At 36.7% G+C, this 13,296-nt stretch carries 11 protein-coding genes; 8 read left to right on the forward strand and 3 right to left on the reverse strand.

Annotated features, from left to right (window positions below):
• Positions 1-68 precede the first annotated feature (68 nt).
• The 3 genes from GGQ84_RS06550 (at position 69) to GGQ84_RS06560 (ending at position 4,387) form a co-directional block, all read left to right on the forward strand.
• Complete coding sequence (locus GGQ84_RS06550) at positions 69-1,103, forward strand: CAP domain-containing protein (RefSeq protein WP_429160799.1); 1,035 nt, start codon at positions 69-71, stop codon at positions 1,101-1,103.
• Between the two features lie 170 nt (positions 1,104-1,273).
• Positions 1,274-2,959: a hypothetical protein gene (locus GGQ84_RS06555; RefSeq protein ID WP_429160802.1), complete on the forward strand. Its 1,686-nt coding sequence runs from the start codon at positions 1,274-1,276 to the stop codon at positions 2,957-2,959.
• A 90-nt stretch (positions 2,960-3,049) separates the two neighbouring features.
• A complete protein-coding gene (locus GGQ84_RS06560; RefSeq protein ID WP_429160804.1) occupies positions 3,050-4,387 on the forward strand; it encodes a YheC/YheD family endospore coat-associated protein in 1,338 nt (445 codons plus the stop codon).
• Between the two features lie 21 nt (positions 4,388-4,408).
• Here GGQ84_RS06560 and galU read toward each other — a convergent pair whose 3' ends face one another.
• Genes galU through GGQ84_RS06575 form a run of 3 tightly spaced genes read right to left on the reverse strand, consistent with a single transcriptional unit; the run spans position 4,409 to position 7,573 of the window.
• A complete protein-coding gene (gene galU, locus GGQ84_RS06565) occupies positions 4,409-5,284 on the reverse strand; it encodes a UTP--glucose-1-phosphate uridylyltransferase GalU (RefSeq protein ID WP_429160807.1) in 876 nt (291 codons plus the stop codon).
• 16 nt (positions 5,285-5,300) lie between these two features.
• The gene (locus GGQ84_RS06570; protein ID WP_429160810.1) at positions 5,301-6,266 is read right to left on the reverse strand and encodes an NAD-dependent epimerase/dehydratase family protein; all 966 of its coding nucleotides are present in this window, start codon (positions 6,264-6,266) and stop codon (positions 5,301-5,303) included.
• On the reverse strand, positions 6,263-7,573 hold the full coding sequence (locus tag GGQ84_RS06575; protein WP_429160813.1) for a UDP-glucose dehydrogenase family protein: 1,311 nt from the start codon (positions 7,571-7,573) through the stop codon (positions 6,263-6,265). Before GGQ84_RS06575 ends, GGQ84_RS06570 begins: the two co-directional genes overlap by 4 nt.
• Positions 7,574-7,734: 161 nt before the next feature.
• Between GGQ84_RS06575 and galE the strand changes: the two genes are divergently transcribed.
• The 5 genes from galE to GGQ84_RS06600 all read left to right on the forward strand — a co-directional run bounded on the left by galE (position 7,735) and on the right by GGQ84_RS06600 (position 13,292).
• Complete coding sequence (gene galE, locus GGQ84_RS06580; protein ID WP_429160816.1) at positions 7,735-8,715, forward strand: UDP-glucose 4-epimerase GalE; 981 nt, start codon at positions 7,735-7,737, stop codon at positions 8,713-8,715.
• Positions 8,716-8,784: 69 nt separating this feature from the next.
• On the forward strand, positions 8,785-9,786 hold the full coding sequence (locus GGQ84_RS06585; protein WP_429160819.1) for a glycosyltransferase: 1,002 nt from the start codon (positions 8,785-8,787) through the stop codon (positions 9,784-9,786).
• Positions 9,787-9,809: 23 nt separating this feature from the next.
• On the forward strand, positions 9,810-10,946 hold the full coding sequence (locus tag GGQ84_RS06590; protein WP_429160821.1) for a glycosyltransferase family 61 protein: 1,137 nt from the start codon (positions 9,810-9,812) through the stop codon (positions 10,944-10,946).
• A gap of 35 nt (positions 10,947-10,981) precedes the next feature.
• Positions 10,982-12,055 (forward strand): glycosyltransferase family 2 protein, encoded by a 1,074-nt coding sequence (locus tag GGQ84_RS06595; RefSeq protein WP_429160824.1) that lies wholly within the window; start codon positions 10,982-10,984, stop codon positions 12,053-12,055.
• A 13-nt stretch (positions 12,056-12,068) separates the two neighbouring features.
• On the forward strand, positions 12,069-13,292 hold the full coding sequence (locus GGQ84_RS06600) for a glycosyltransferase family 2 protein (protein ID WP_429160827.1): 1,224 nt from the start codon (positions 12,069-12,071) through the stop codon (positions 13,290-13,292).
• Positions 13,293-13,296 lie beyond the last annotated feature (4 nt).

The following is a 13,296-nucleotide window of genomic DNA, read 5'->3' on the forward strand; positions in this document are numbered from 1 at the left end:
TTTTAGTGAAATCTAAGCTTGAATGACACAATATATCTATAGCAGAAAGGAATGAAGGCATGCGAAAAATGAAGAAAAAAGCAATGGGTTTAATATTAGCTACCACCTTTACGCTATCTTCGTTTGTGGGAGTGGCGGAAGCGCATAATGGATATCAGGTTAAAAACAACGTTACTATTAGGGTTAATGGTCAAGAGGTGTCTACTCAGAACAATGTACTGAGGCACAGGTTTACAATCCCTAGTAGGCAGCAAATCACTAATCCGGCGGAAAACAAGCAATTTGTGGAACTTTCCTATGGCAGTAGAGGGGATGAAGTGAAAGAAGTACAACGAGCACTTAGAAATGAAGGATATAGAGTCAATGTTTCTGGGTTTTATGACTTGAATACGCTAATCCAAGTTGCTCGCTTCCAAGTTGAGAACGGATTGTCATGTACAGGAAAGGTAGATAAGAATACATATGAGCTTTTGATTGGGACAACAGAACCAGTTCCAGCACCAGAGCCTCAACCGGAACCAGAACCAAAGCCTGAGCCAAAACCAGAGCCAAAACCAGAGCCAAAACCAGAGCCTCAGCCGCAACCTGAACCACAACCAGAGCCAACACCGGAGCCTCAGCCAGAACCTGCTCCAGTGCCAGAGCCTCAGCCGCAACCTGAGCCAGAACCACAGCCAGAGCCTGAGCAAGAGCAAGAGCAAGATGAAGTTAATGAGCTACACCCCTTTGAAGCTCGAGTAGTAGAACTTGTAAATCATGAACGGGCTAGAGCAGGACTGAGACCACTAGCAGCAGATGTAGAGCTATCAAAAGTTGCCAGAATCAAGTCGGAGGATATGAGAGATAGTAGATACTTTAGTCATAACTCTCCAAACTACGGGTCTCCCTTTGATATGATGAGACAGTTTGACGTTAGCTATAGAACAGCAGGAGAGAATATTGCAGCTGGACAGAGAAGTCCAGAGCAAGTAGTGCAAAGCTGGATGAACTCTCCAGGGCATAGAGCCAATATTTTAAATAGCAGATATACTGATATAGGTGTTGGTTATGCAGAAGGCGGAAGTTATGGGACATACTGGACCCAAATGTTTATTGGAAGATAATAATTAAGTAGTAGGAAACTTTTAAGGACTGAATCCTGGATTACACAGGGCTCAGTCCTTTTGTTTATGCCATAGGAGTATATTTTTTTGTTTAGTGAACTGACCTAGTACATATTATTCAAATCAAGTGAATAAGAGTGTACTAATGGATATTATAGGGTGGGTGAGCTATGGAAAATAAGTCTTCTAAAAGCAAACTGCTAACGTTGAGAAATAGTGGCATTTTGGGACAGGAAATGCTACATGTTAAAAATGGAGAATACATATGGTCTTTACACAACAAAGGCTATGAGCTTTTAGGACGATACTCGCTGGATAAAGGCCAAAGCTGGACAGAGTGGCAGGTATTATTATCTGACTATAGTGGGCACTTTTCATTTACTACTGGACAGGAAGATGAATTACACATAAGCTGCAAAAATATTGCAGGTAATTTAGTCTATGTATACTGGGATGGGGATCAGGTTCTAGTCGATGAGTTAGGAGATAAATGGCTTGATAAAGAAAGAGTATTTTATCAAACAGTTTTAGTGTATGGGGATAAGGTGAGTATGATATATTTTACTGACAGCCCTGTGGAAGATATTTGGAGGATAAAGTACTGTATTAAAGATGAGGGTGGATGGAATATCCCAGAAGTAGTTGATTACGGTACTGGTCAGGGGCAAAATCAAGGAGCTGCTGCAATAGATGATAAGGGAATAATTCATTTAATTTATCAAACCTATGAAAAATCAAAATACCAGTTTGTCTATAGAGAAAAACAGTTAAATGGAGAGGACTGGGGTGAAGGAATTTCGATTACTGATTCCAATAGAAGTAACCTATATCCATGCTTAGTGTTGGACAAAAAAGGGACATTACATCTTACTTGGATGAGATCTGATGGAATGAACTATCGAGTATTATATCGGCGTAAAACAAGAGGCGGGTGGATGGTAGGAGGATGGCAACCAGAACGCTATATCTCTGAAGAGGGTGTAAATGCCTATAATCCAACAATCGGAGTGTTAGATGATAATGTTATAATTATATGGCAGCAGACCGCAGGCATCTTCCAATCTAGCTCCTTTGATGAGGGTAAAACCTTTAATGAGCCGGTGCTCAAAAAGCAGTATCAGAAATTAACCTACAACAACATGCTGTCCTTAGATGCTTACAAGAGAAGGGGCTTAAGTACTACGGCAACCTTTGATACGGGAAGCACATCCATAGCGCTTTTAGCAACTGTTTTTCAAAATGGATTAGAGGAGGATGAGAGCATAGAAAGTAGATTGCCAAATGTAAAACAAGAGGACGGCTTTGTTTTACCCAATATGAGGTACTTAAGTATTGATTACGGGCAGAAGGATTTAGAAAAGCACTTGAAAAATGTAAACGGAAATGTTCATAGACTGATCTTTGAAACGGAAGACGTTCGCGTAACTAATCTACAGATGAAGGACACTATTGAAGAAAATATAAATATAATAGGCAACTTGGAGGAAGGAATAAAAGAGAAGAATCAGGAGATAAATAAGCTTTTAGAGAAGCAGAGAACCCTTGAGAACTTAGTTGTTGCGCATCAAGAGACAATTAAAGAGAAGACCTCTAAGGAAAAGGTTTCTGAGCGAAAAAAAGCAAAATTAGAAGCAAAGATCCAGGAGTTTAAAAATGAAAAAAAAGAATTAGAAGTTAGCATTAAAAAAATCCAACAAAAATTAGATGAAAAGTCAAAAAGGTTAAATCAGTTAGAGGATGAAATGAATGAAAAAGATGCATCTATTTTTAAATTGGAGAATGAAAACCAGGATTTAAGAAAAAAAATAAAAGAGTTGGAAAACAGACCCTTGTGGAGAAAGCTTGTTGATAGGTAAATATCAGCAGGCTTTTTCAGTTTACCAGAACTTACCCTTAAAGTGTGAATATAATAGCTATTAGCAGAAGTTAGAAAGGCAGGTAGTATCATGAGTAACCTTTATACACTGAACATTTATATTAAAGGCTCTGAAAAAAAGCAACTTATTTTAAATAAATACCAGATGGATGTGTTTGCATTTGATCTTGGGCAAAGGATAACTTTAAGGGTTGGATTTGATGAATTGAATGTAGAAGTAGTAGAAGTAAGTGATGACTCTCAAAATAACAATCTATATTTATCAAAGAGTGCTTTTTCCGATCTTACCCACTACCATGGAGGACCACTATGGCTTGCCTTTCTGTCAAAAGATAAAGTCATCTTAGGTCCTACTTTAGGTTTAACTGTATATAAGAGGACATTAAAAAGGATAGGGGAAGTTCAGAGAATAGAAAAGCAGGCAAAACTGGCCTTAGAAAAGGGTATCCTATTATATTGCTTTTCCCTTAGATCTGTAGACTGGGCAAGCAATCGGGTTTATGCACATTACCTGTGCCCAAGAAAAAACAAATGGAAAAGCAAGCAAATACCCGTACCTCAGGTTATCTATGATAGAGGATCCAATCCTAGTTCGAAAAATGTAGAAGGTTACATTAATCGTGGTAAAGTAGATAACATCCAATGGATAAATACTACTAGAACATTTAATAAATGGGATACTTATCAGGCTATAAAAAAATTTGAAGAAACAGCTGAGTTTATGCCTAATACAGAGTTGCTTACACTTACAAATTTAAAAAAATTTATGAGAAAATATGAGACCTGCTATATCAAGCATAACTATAGCTATTTTGGGCGCAAGGTTTTTCGTATTGAAACATCGGGAAGATGGTATCTTCTTAAAACAGGAGGAAGTGTTATAAAGAGCTGGAAATTTACTAGCTTAAAGGCACTCTATTCATTCTTGCATAAAAATATTGGCAGAGACCTTATTATTCAACAACAAATTTATCTAGCTAAAAGAGGGGAAGCGCCTTTTGATATGAGGATCTTAGTTCAAAAAAATAGCATTGGCAAGTGGACAGTTTCAGGAGTAAATTTTAGAATTGCAAAACCTGGGGCAATAGTGACAAACTTTGCGGCTGGTTCTAAAGATATTTTTATAAGACCTGGTGATAGTTTAATTCACCCTAAACTTTCATGGGAAAATTTAGAGGAATTTACTTTCAAGGCTGCTCATGCTATGGAAAATCACATGGGAAGCCTTGGAGAAATAGGATTTGATGTAGCCTTAGACAGGGAAGGAAAACTATGGGTTATTGAAGCCAATAGCAGGCCTAATTACGCAGCGTACAGGGAAGCACCCGAGGATGTTTACAAACAGATATTGGGTTTGCCATTGGATTATGCTAAATATTTGGTTAAGATGAGATATGATGGACAATAAAAGCAACAAAAGAGCCACTCTCTAGCGAGAGTGGCTCGTCATTTTTATTAAGTAATTTTTAAAATCATGGCCGATAGTTTCATCTTGTAGGGCAAGGTCAATAGTAGCTTTTAAATGACCCAGTTTATTTCCTGTATCATACCTTGTTCCCTGGAAAATATACGAGTAGACTTCTTGAGTCTTGTTAAGTTCTTTTAAAGCATCTGTCAATTGTATTTCTCCACCTGCGCCAGGGCGAAGAGCCCTTAAGATATCAAATATTTCGCTGTGGATAATGTACCTCCCCAGTATTGCTAAATTTGATGGGGCGCTTTCTTCATCAGGCTTCTCCACTAAATCGCCTACCTTAACCAACCGATCTGTCACGTTGTGACCGCTTACAATGCCATACTTACTTACTTCGCTGTTTGGCACATTCTGTACCCCAATAATACTAGCCTGATAATTATTAAAAACCTTTATTAATTGGGAGATGCATGGTTCTATGGAAACGACCACATCATCCCCAAGCAACACAGCAAATGCTTCATCTTTATTCATAAACCTTCGGGCGCAGTAAATGGCATGCCCTAAGCCAAGTACTTCCTCTTGCGTTACAAAGTGGATCTCTGCCATGGAAGAAATTTTCTTAATCATTTCTAATAAGTCTAGTTTTCCTGTGTTAATTAAGTGATTTTCCAGGGCTTTAGATCTATTAAAATAGTCTTCTAAGGGCTTTTTATCTTGCCCTGTAATAATTATTATTTCTGCTATGCCTGAATTCACAGCTTCCTCTACTAAGTAGTGAATAGCAGGCTTATCAACTATAGGCAACATAGTTTTTGGCAGTGCCTTGGTAATAGGTAAAAATCTAGTGCCAAAACCTGCAACTGGTATAACTGCTTTCTTTATTTGCACGGAACTCACTCCTAGCTTACATTCTACTCTTATACCATTTAAAGGTTTTTTTGAGTCCCTCTTCAAGAGTTATTACAGGTTTGTAATTGAGTATTTGTTCTGCTGCGGATAAATCGGGAATTCTTCTGGGTATATCCTCATAACTGGTGCCATAAAACTCTTTATAGGGTTGAAATACTATTTCTCCTTTAATTCCTGAAACATCTAAGATAATCTGGGCAAGCTCAAGAATAGGTGTTTCGCGGTGGTGTCCCAGATTAAAAATATTTCCCTCTGCATCTTTACAACTTCCAGCCTCAATGGTTCCCTTTAATATATCGTCTATATAAGTAAAGCACCTTGTTTGACTCCCATCGTTGTGGACTGTTAAAGGCTTGTTGTTAAGAAGTTGGTTTATGAAACGGGTCGCTACACCCCCGTAAGCGGAAGTATCTGCGTGAGGTCCATATACATTAAAGTATCGAATTATTACTGCTCTAAGCCCCTTTTTGATGTAGCCTAGACATAGATGTTCAGCTGCAGTTTTTGATATAGCATAGCACCACCTATCTTTGGTGGAGGGACCATAAACACGGTTTGCACTTTCACGAAAGGGAATATCGCTATTTTTTCCATATACTTCAGATGTGGAAGTGAAAACTACTTTTTTATCATATTGCCATGCCAGTTCAAATAGGCGAGAAGTAAAGCATACATTTACGTCAATTACCCTCACCGGTTCCTCTACATATCGCTTAACCCCTACCACTGCCGCCATATGGTATATTACATCAACTTTTTTTATAACTTCTTCTAGTAGCCCTGCTTTGGATATGCAGCTCTTTGTAAAATGGAAGCGGGGGTGGTCTTTAAGATGCTCTAATCTATCCATATTTCCTTGACTCAAATCATCTATTCCCCATACTTCACTTCCTTGAGCTAGTAATGCTGTGCAAAGATGAGAACCAATAAAGCCAGCGGCTCCTGTTATTAGATACCTCATATTCCTACCCCCACATAATTAATTTTTAAAGCCCCCATACTTTTTTTGTCGAAAATATTTCTCCCATCAACAATCAAAGGATTTTTCATGCTGGCGCAAAGCTTTTTAAAATCTAAGTCTTTATATTCCTGCCATGCAGTTAAAATTAAAACAGCATCTTTATCTTTAGCAGCTTCAAAGGGTGAGGAGATCCATTTTACCCCAGCGATTTCAGCTTCAGAGATCCTTCCTTGCTTAGGGCTACTTACCCAAGGGTCGCTGACAGTTACACTTGCCCCTAGAGCAAGAAGGTGCTTGACAATTGGCAAGCTATGGGAATCTCGTACATCATCAGTTTCCGGTTTAAAGGCCATGCCAAAGACAGCAATATTTTTATCCGCTAAAGAACCTAGGTGTTTCTGTAGTTTTTCTACTACGCCTTGGCGCTGTGCTTCATTAACCTCTAAGGCAGCTTCTAGTATAAGAGGATTTCTTTGTACTTCTTGAAATTGAGCTATTAGAGATTTCAAATCTTTTTCAAGACAGGGGCCACTAAACCCGACACCTGCTTCAATAAAGTGAGGGTTAATTCTTGGATCAAGCCCAATCCCCTTGCTAATAGTCCTCACATCAGCTCCGATACTTTCACATAAGAGGGATATTTCATTGATAAAAGAAATTTTAGTTGCCAAAAAAGCATTGCTGGCGTATTTTATTAGTTCGGAATTCTCCCAGCTAGTTGTTATTACTGGAACTCCTGGTGGTGCATACAACTGAGCGACCTTGTCTGCGGCTTCCCTCTCTTCGGCTCCAACAACTATTCTGGCCGGTTCCCAAAAGTCTTTTACTCCTGAGCCCTCGCGAAGAAATTCAGGACAAGATACCATGGTTACTTTGTCTGAAAGGTTATTTTCCTTTATAAACTGGGTTAATTTACGAGATGTACCCACTGGGACAGTGCTTTTAATTACTGCAAGGCAAGGCTTTTCTCTATTCTGTGCTATCTGTTTTACTGCTGCGTAGACTTGAGATAGATCTGCTTCGCCCCTTGGTAAAGAAGGTGTTCCCACACAGATGAATACTATCTCAGCTTCTTGTAAATCGCTTATTCTAGGTGTAAATGTGAGTAAATTACTGTTTATAGTCTCCATAACCAATTCTGTCAGATCTTGTTCTTGAAAAGGCATGGTTCCATTCAAGATAGCCGTCATCTTTTCTGAGTTAATATCATAGGCTGCTACGTTATACCCTAGCTTAGCTAAGCATGCAGCTTGAATTAATCCAATATGTCCTAAACCACCTACAACGCCTATAGTAGATTTTTTCAAAAGTGCTCCTCTCCTTTTAATCTCAGAATTGTAAAATGTAATAATTACTATATCGTATTCCCTTTGCGAAATAAGTGTTACAAGACCTGGAGGGGAAGATAATTTAAGTAGCATAGGTGCCTAGCTGTGAATAGCTATAGCAGTAGGGGAGGTTGATTACTATGATATTGGTGACGGGAGGGGCAGGATACATAGGGAGTCATACTGTTAAAACTCTTGTAGACCAAGGGTACAAGGTTGTTGTAATAGATAATCTTTCTACTGGGCACAAAGCAGCAGTTGATAAGAGAGCTGTGTTTATTCAAGGGGATATAAAAGATGAACAAATAGTGGAGTATATTTTTTCTGACTTTGACATTAAATGTGTAATCCACTTTGCTGCAAATTGTTATGTGGGAGAATCTGTTATAAATCCAATTAAATACTATGAAAATAATGTGGCAGCATCAATTTGCTTATTGAAATTAATGTTGCAGCATAAAGTGGATAAGCTTGTCTTTTCATCTTCATGTGCAGTATATGGAAACCCTCAGGTAGAGCAGATTGATGAAACATGTAGTACAAATCCCATAAACCCTTATGGGAAAACTAAATTAATTGTTGAGCAAATTATCAGAGACCTGTCCCATGCATATCAGCTAAAATTCATCTTACTGCGATACTTTAATGTTGCTGGTGCGGACCCTTCCGGAGCTATAGGGGAGCATCATAACCCAGAGACCCACTTAATTCCTAACATTTTACTTCATTTACTGGAAAAAAAAGACAGGATAGCAGTCTATGGTGACGACTATCCAACTAAGGATGGTACTTGTATTAGGGACTTTATTCATGTAAATGACTTGGTTGAGGCGCATGTTCTAGCCTTACAAAGTCTGATAAATAACAATCATAGTAACGAGTGCTATAATGTGGGCAATCAGCAGGGGTATTCAGTAAACGAGGTGATTAAGACGTGTGAACGTGTTACAGGCAAAGAAGTTAATGCTGAGTATAAAGCCAGAAGAGAGGGGGACCCGCCAATGCTTATTTCTACTTCAGAAAAAATTCAAAGTCATTTAGGGTGGAGACCAAAGCATTCATTAAAGGACATAGTTGAAACAGCATGGAAGTGGCACTGGCACAATACATTAAATGTATAAACACTAGTTTCTAGGTACTTGCATATCATAGTAGAAGAAAATAAGCAATTAATTTGCGGAGGTGACCATATGATAATAGGAACTATAACTACTTCCAATTATTTATATAAAACAATGGTTTTGGCAAAGTCTGCAAAACAACAGATGCAAGATTGTATTATTGTAGTTTGTCTGGTTGAAGAAGAAATTCCCAGTGAACTTGATGATTTTAAATATTTTGACGAAATTGTATTAGCAAAAGATATAGGTTTTGAGAATTTCTATAGCTTTATTTTTCAATATAATATTTATGAAGGCAGCTGTGCGTGTAAAGGTCAGTTCTTAAAATACTTATTAAAAAAATATCCAAGCAAAGACCAATTTATATATTTAGATAGCGATGTAAGAGTATACGCCCCTTTTTATAATTTAAAAAACTTGCTAAATCAATATTCTATAATATTTACCCCACACAACATTTTTTTTCCTGAGAGTTTAAATGAAGAATTAATTTTAAGATATCGAGACTACGGTCTTTATAATGCTGGGTTTATAGGCATTAAGAGAGGGTTAGATTCAGAAGAATTTCTTTCATGGTGGTCTAGGAGATGTGATAAATATAGTTATATTGACTTTCGAAAGGGACTTTTTCTAGATCAAAAATGGCTTGATTTTGCGCAATGCTACTTTCCTGTTCATTCTTTAAAGCATTCTGGTTATAATGTTGGGTTTTGGAATTTGGATGAAAGACAATTTTTCAAAAATGAAAATGGTGAGTACAGAATAAATAATGAGCAATTAATTTTCTTCCACTTTTCTCATGTCGATACGCATTTAACTTATAAAATCAATGAATTAGTCCCTTCTCAAAAGAAAATTATTAATAAACTAAGGTTAAATTATTTGAATGAGTTGAAAAATTTTAAAGAAAAATTTTTCTTGGATAGAGAGTGGTCCTATAAGTATTACAAAAATGGTGAAAAAATCAAGAGTTCTGCGAGAATAAACTTCAGAAATTCTCATCTTTTAAAAGACCAATACCCAAATCCCTTTGAAATGGATAATCGAGCATTCCGAAATAAAATAAATTGATTTTGAAGGAGGGATGGGTATAAATGAATATTGATTTAAATAGATGCCTTCCGCCGAATGGACTTTATTATAAAACTGTTGATTATCATATATCTAAAGGTAACACTCAAAGCTTAAGGAATGTATTTTATGAATTTGAGTTTGAACATAAAAGAAAAAAGAGAATGCCTAAAAGTATCTATTCAAAGGTTCCGTGGGAATTTATCAGATCTTACTTTAATCAACCACCTAATGAATTTGTTTCAGAGATAACTCAAGGAAGAGTAGTAGGACATCACGGATATGTAATAACATCAAATAATAAGCTTTTATGGGATGCTTCTATTCAATATGGAGTAGTATTAACTGTGGAACCTGAACAACATCCAATTTTTCAGTACGAAAACCTGCCAGAAATTGAAGACATAGACGAAAGAATTTTAGCACTCACTTTTTGTGCGAGTCAAAACTATTATCATTGGATGTTTGATGTTCTTCCGCGTATAAAACTGCTATCTATGAAAGGGATAACAGTTGATAAATACATAATTAATAGAAATGGTATAAAACAGCCTTTTCAGGATGAAACACTTAATTTATTAGGAATCGATTCAGATAAAATTATTGAAGCGGACGAAAACTTTCATCTAAGAGTTAGTAAATTAGTAGTAGCATCTTCATCAGGATATAATGGTCAAATGCCAAAGTGGGCATGCGACTTTATTAGAAACAAGTTTCTTAATAAATCAAATAAGTTTGAGGGCTATGAAAAGATATATATCAGTAGGCAGCATGCAAAGTATAGAAATATTTTAAATGAAGAAAGCATAAGATCAATCCTAAAGAAACTAGGCTTTAAAGTTGTCATATTAGAAAGAATGTCTGTGCTAGAGCAAGCAGAACTATTTAATAAAGCCAAAGTAATAGTAAGTGCCCATGGTGCTGGGTTAACAAACCTAGTTTTTTGTAACGCTAACACAAAAGTAATTGAAATATTTTCACCAAGGTGGGTAGTGCCGTTATATTGGGTGTTAAGCAATCATGTTGATATAGATTATTATTTTTTATTAGGTGAGGGGAAACGACCGCCTGACTTCATTGACGTTCCTGGATGTTTTGACCATATAATGGTCGATATTAGATCTTTAAAGAAGACACTAAAATTAGCAAAGGTTTATTAACGGAATGTGTTTTATTGCATTATCAAAGAAGATGAATGGGGGTAATTAAAATAAGTAAAAAATTTAGTGTTATTATTCCAACTTATAATCGGGCTGAACAATTATTATTAACACTTACCTCTTTTAATTTGCAAACTTATAAAAAAGATGAGTTTGAAGTAATTGTTGTTGATGATGCTTCTACTGATAATACCAAAGAAGTTGTAACAGACTTTAGGGCATCATACAACTTAGTGTATACTAATACAGGTATAAATTCTGGAAGGTCGCATGCAAGAAATCAAGGTATTTCACTTGCAAAAGGACAGCACCTTATTTTCTGCGATTCTGACTTTATTGTCTGTCCTGAATTTATACAAATATTTCACGATTACCATCGTAAGTATCGCAATACTATCATATCTGGAATTCCTAATGCATGGGAGAAAGCCTACACTCAGTATTATTCTGGATTTAACGACCAGCAAAAACAGGAAATGCATCATATGCTAGAGCCGATAGGTTTATGGAAAGAAAGTTTTTGGGGGGAGGAGGATAACAATGTTCCCCTTCTAAAACCGGAGGATATAAATAAAAATTTTCACATAATAGAAAAGCACTCACCTCCACTTAATATAAGCAAAAGGTTAGAAAGGGAATTAAGAAAAACTGATGTTGCGCCTTGGATGTTATTTATCACCAGGTGTGTTTCTGTAAAAAGGGGGTATGTCAATAAGGTAGGCGGATTTGATACAAATTTTGTTAAATGGGGTTTAGAAGACTGGGAACTTGGTTATCGTTTGAATAAACTTGGCTTGTCTTTTATCAGTATAAATAAAAAAGTGGGATACCATCAAGAGCATCCATATAATAAAAAAAATAAACTTGATGAAACTGCCATTAATCTCTGTCATATTTATAAAAGACATGGCTTTTCAGATCCTGAGCTGACAGCACTTTCGGTATATATGCTTGATATAATTCCATATAAAGCAAACTTAAGAAAATATATGACATACATTAGAAAAGGTTATAAAACAAAAGCAAAACAGTTAGAAAGCAAGTGGAGAAAGAAAGCAATTGATTTTTACAATAAACATGAAAAAAATAAAACCTTAGAAAATACATAGAGGAGATGTAAGAATGAATAAGCTTGTAAAGAATGTAAGTGTAATTATTCCAACCTACAATAGGGCGGAGCTGCTTGAGCTAACTCTACTGTCATTATACAAGCAAAGTGTTTCCTCGGATGCTTATGAGGTTATTGTAGTAAATGATAATTCTAAGGATAATACAGCAAAGTTATTGGAGAAAATGAAACCTCCCTTTGAATTAAGGGTCCTAAATAATGAGGTTAATAGAGGAGCAGCATATTCACGGAATAGGGGGGTAAAGGCATCAAAGGGTAGGGTGATTATATTCCTGGATGAAATGCTAGTAGGCAGGGATTTTATAAAAGGCCATTTAAGGTACCATGAAAGAGATAAAATGGTCATCAACACTCACTGCAATGGGCAAAAAATATTTTCCCATTACTACCCTAAATTCTCAAAGAAACAAGAGCGCAAATGTGAAAGAACAACTATGCAAACAAGCAGTACTTGTAAACCAATGAAGAAAAAAGGTGTAGTGCGCCTCTTATCAAAAGAAGAAGTTATAGACCACAGTGGGTTGAAGCATGGATATGAGATTTCTAGTTGGTATGATCGGCTTCAGAAAGTGTACGGCAAAAATCTCGAAGAAATGGCTACTCCCTGGTTTTTATTTATTACAAATGGCATATCATTGTCTCGAGAGCTGATAGAAGAAGCAGGTCTATTTGATGAGAAACTGAGAACATGGATGGAAGACTGGGAATTGGGATATCGATTGCATTTAGCGGGGGCAAGCTTTTATAATGCAAAGGAAATTGCATGCTATCATCAGAATCATCCCATAGGAAGGGGAACTGAGGATAAGCTAAAAAGCTATCTTTATTTTTCTGAAAAGCACCCTACAATAGAAGTGTTGTTAGTTCCTGCCATGTCAGTAGTATTTTATTGGAATGTTGTAAAGCTGGGGAAATTTATTACTCAATATAGAGAATTGGAAAAGAACCATGGTGATCGTTACAAGGAATTATTGGAAGGTGTTAGAATTCTTGCTGAAACTTTCCGCTGGCATTTACAGCAAACAGTGGATGCAAAGGCGTTGCCCATGCTAAATTCCTATAAAGTTGGACTCAAGAGGTGGGAACCTTCACTTACGAAAAGGGTAAAAGAACAGTTGGATAAATTAGAGCAAGACACTGCTTTGGCAGGGAAGTATAGTGAACTGGCAAAGGGCTTTAAGGATTTGCTCCACCTTCCAATAATGAAACAAAGGTAGCCAA

Origin of the sequence: Desulfitispora alkaliphila (assembly GCF_050433185.1) — a bacterium.
GTDB classification, from domain to species: domain Bacteria; phylum Bacillota; class Desulfitisporia; order Desulfitisporales; family Desulfitisporaceae; genus Desulfitispora; species Desulfitispora alkaliphila.

What these genes read in the sequence shown, in the direction of transcription:
- GGQ84_RS06550 (WP_429160799.1), top strand. Translation starts at nt 69, where the DNA reads ATGAAGAAAAAAGCAATGGGTTTAATATTAGCTACCACCTTTACGCTA.
- GGQ84_RS06555 (WP_429160802.1), top strand. Translation starts at nt 1,274, where the DNA reads ATGGAAAATAAGTCTTCTAAAAGCAAACTGCTAACGTTGAGAAATAGT.
- GGQ84_RS06560 (WP_429160804.1), top strand. Translation starts at nt 3,050, where the DNA reads ATGAGTAACCTTTATACACTGAACATTTATATTAAAGGCTCTGAAAAA.
- GGQ84_RS06570 (WP_429160810.1), bottom strand. Translation starts at nt 6,266, where the DNA reads ATGAGGTATCTAATAACAGGAGCCGCTGGCTTTATTGGTTCTCATCTT.
- galE (WP_429160816.1), top strand. Translation starts at nt 7,735, where the DNA reads ATGATATTGGTGACGGGAGGGGCAGGATACATAGGGAGTCATACTGTT.
- GGQ84_RS06585 (WP_429160819.1), top strand. Translation starts at nt 8,785, where the DNA reads ATGATAATAGGAACTATAACTACTTCCAATTATTTATATAAAACAATG.
- GGQ84_RS06590 (WP_429160821.1), top strand. Translation starts at nt 9,810, where the DNA reads ATGAATATTGATTTAAATAGATGCCTTCCGCCGAATGGACTTTATTAT.
- GGQ84_RS06595 (WP_429160824.1), top strand. Translation starts at nt 10,982, where the DNA reads ATGGGGGTAATTAAAATAAGTAAAAAATTTAGTGTTATTATTCCAACT.
- GGQ84_RS06600 (WP_429160827.1), top strand. Translation starts at nt 12,069, where the DNA reads ATGAATAAGCTTGTAAAGAATGTAAGTGTAATTATTCCAACCTACAAT.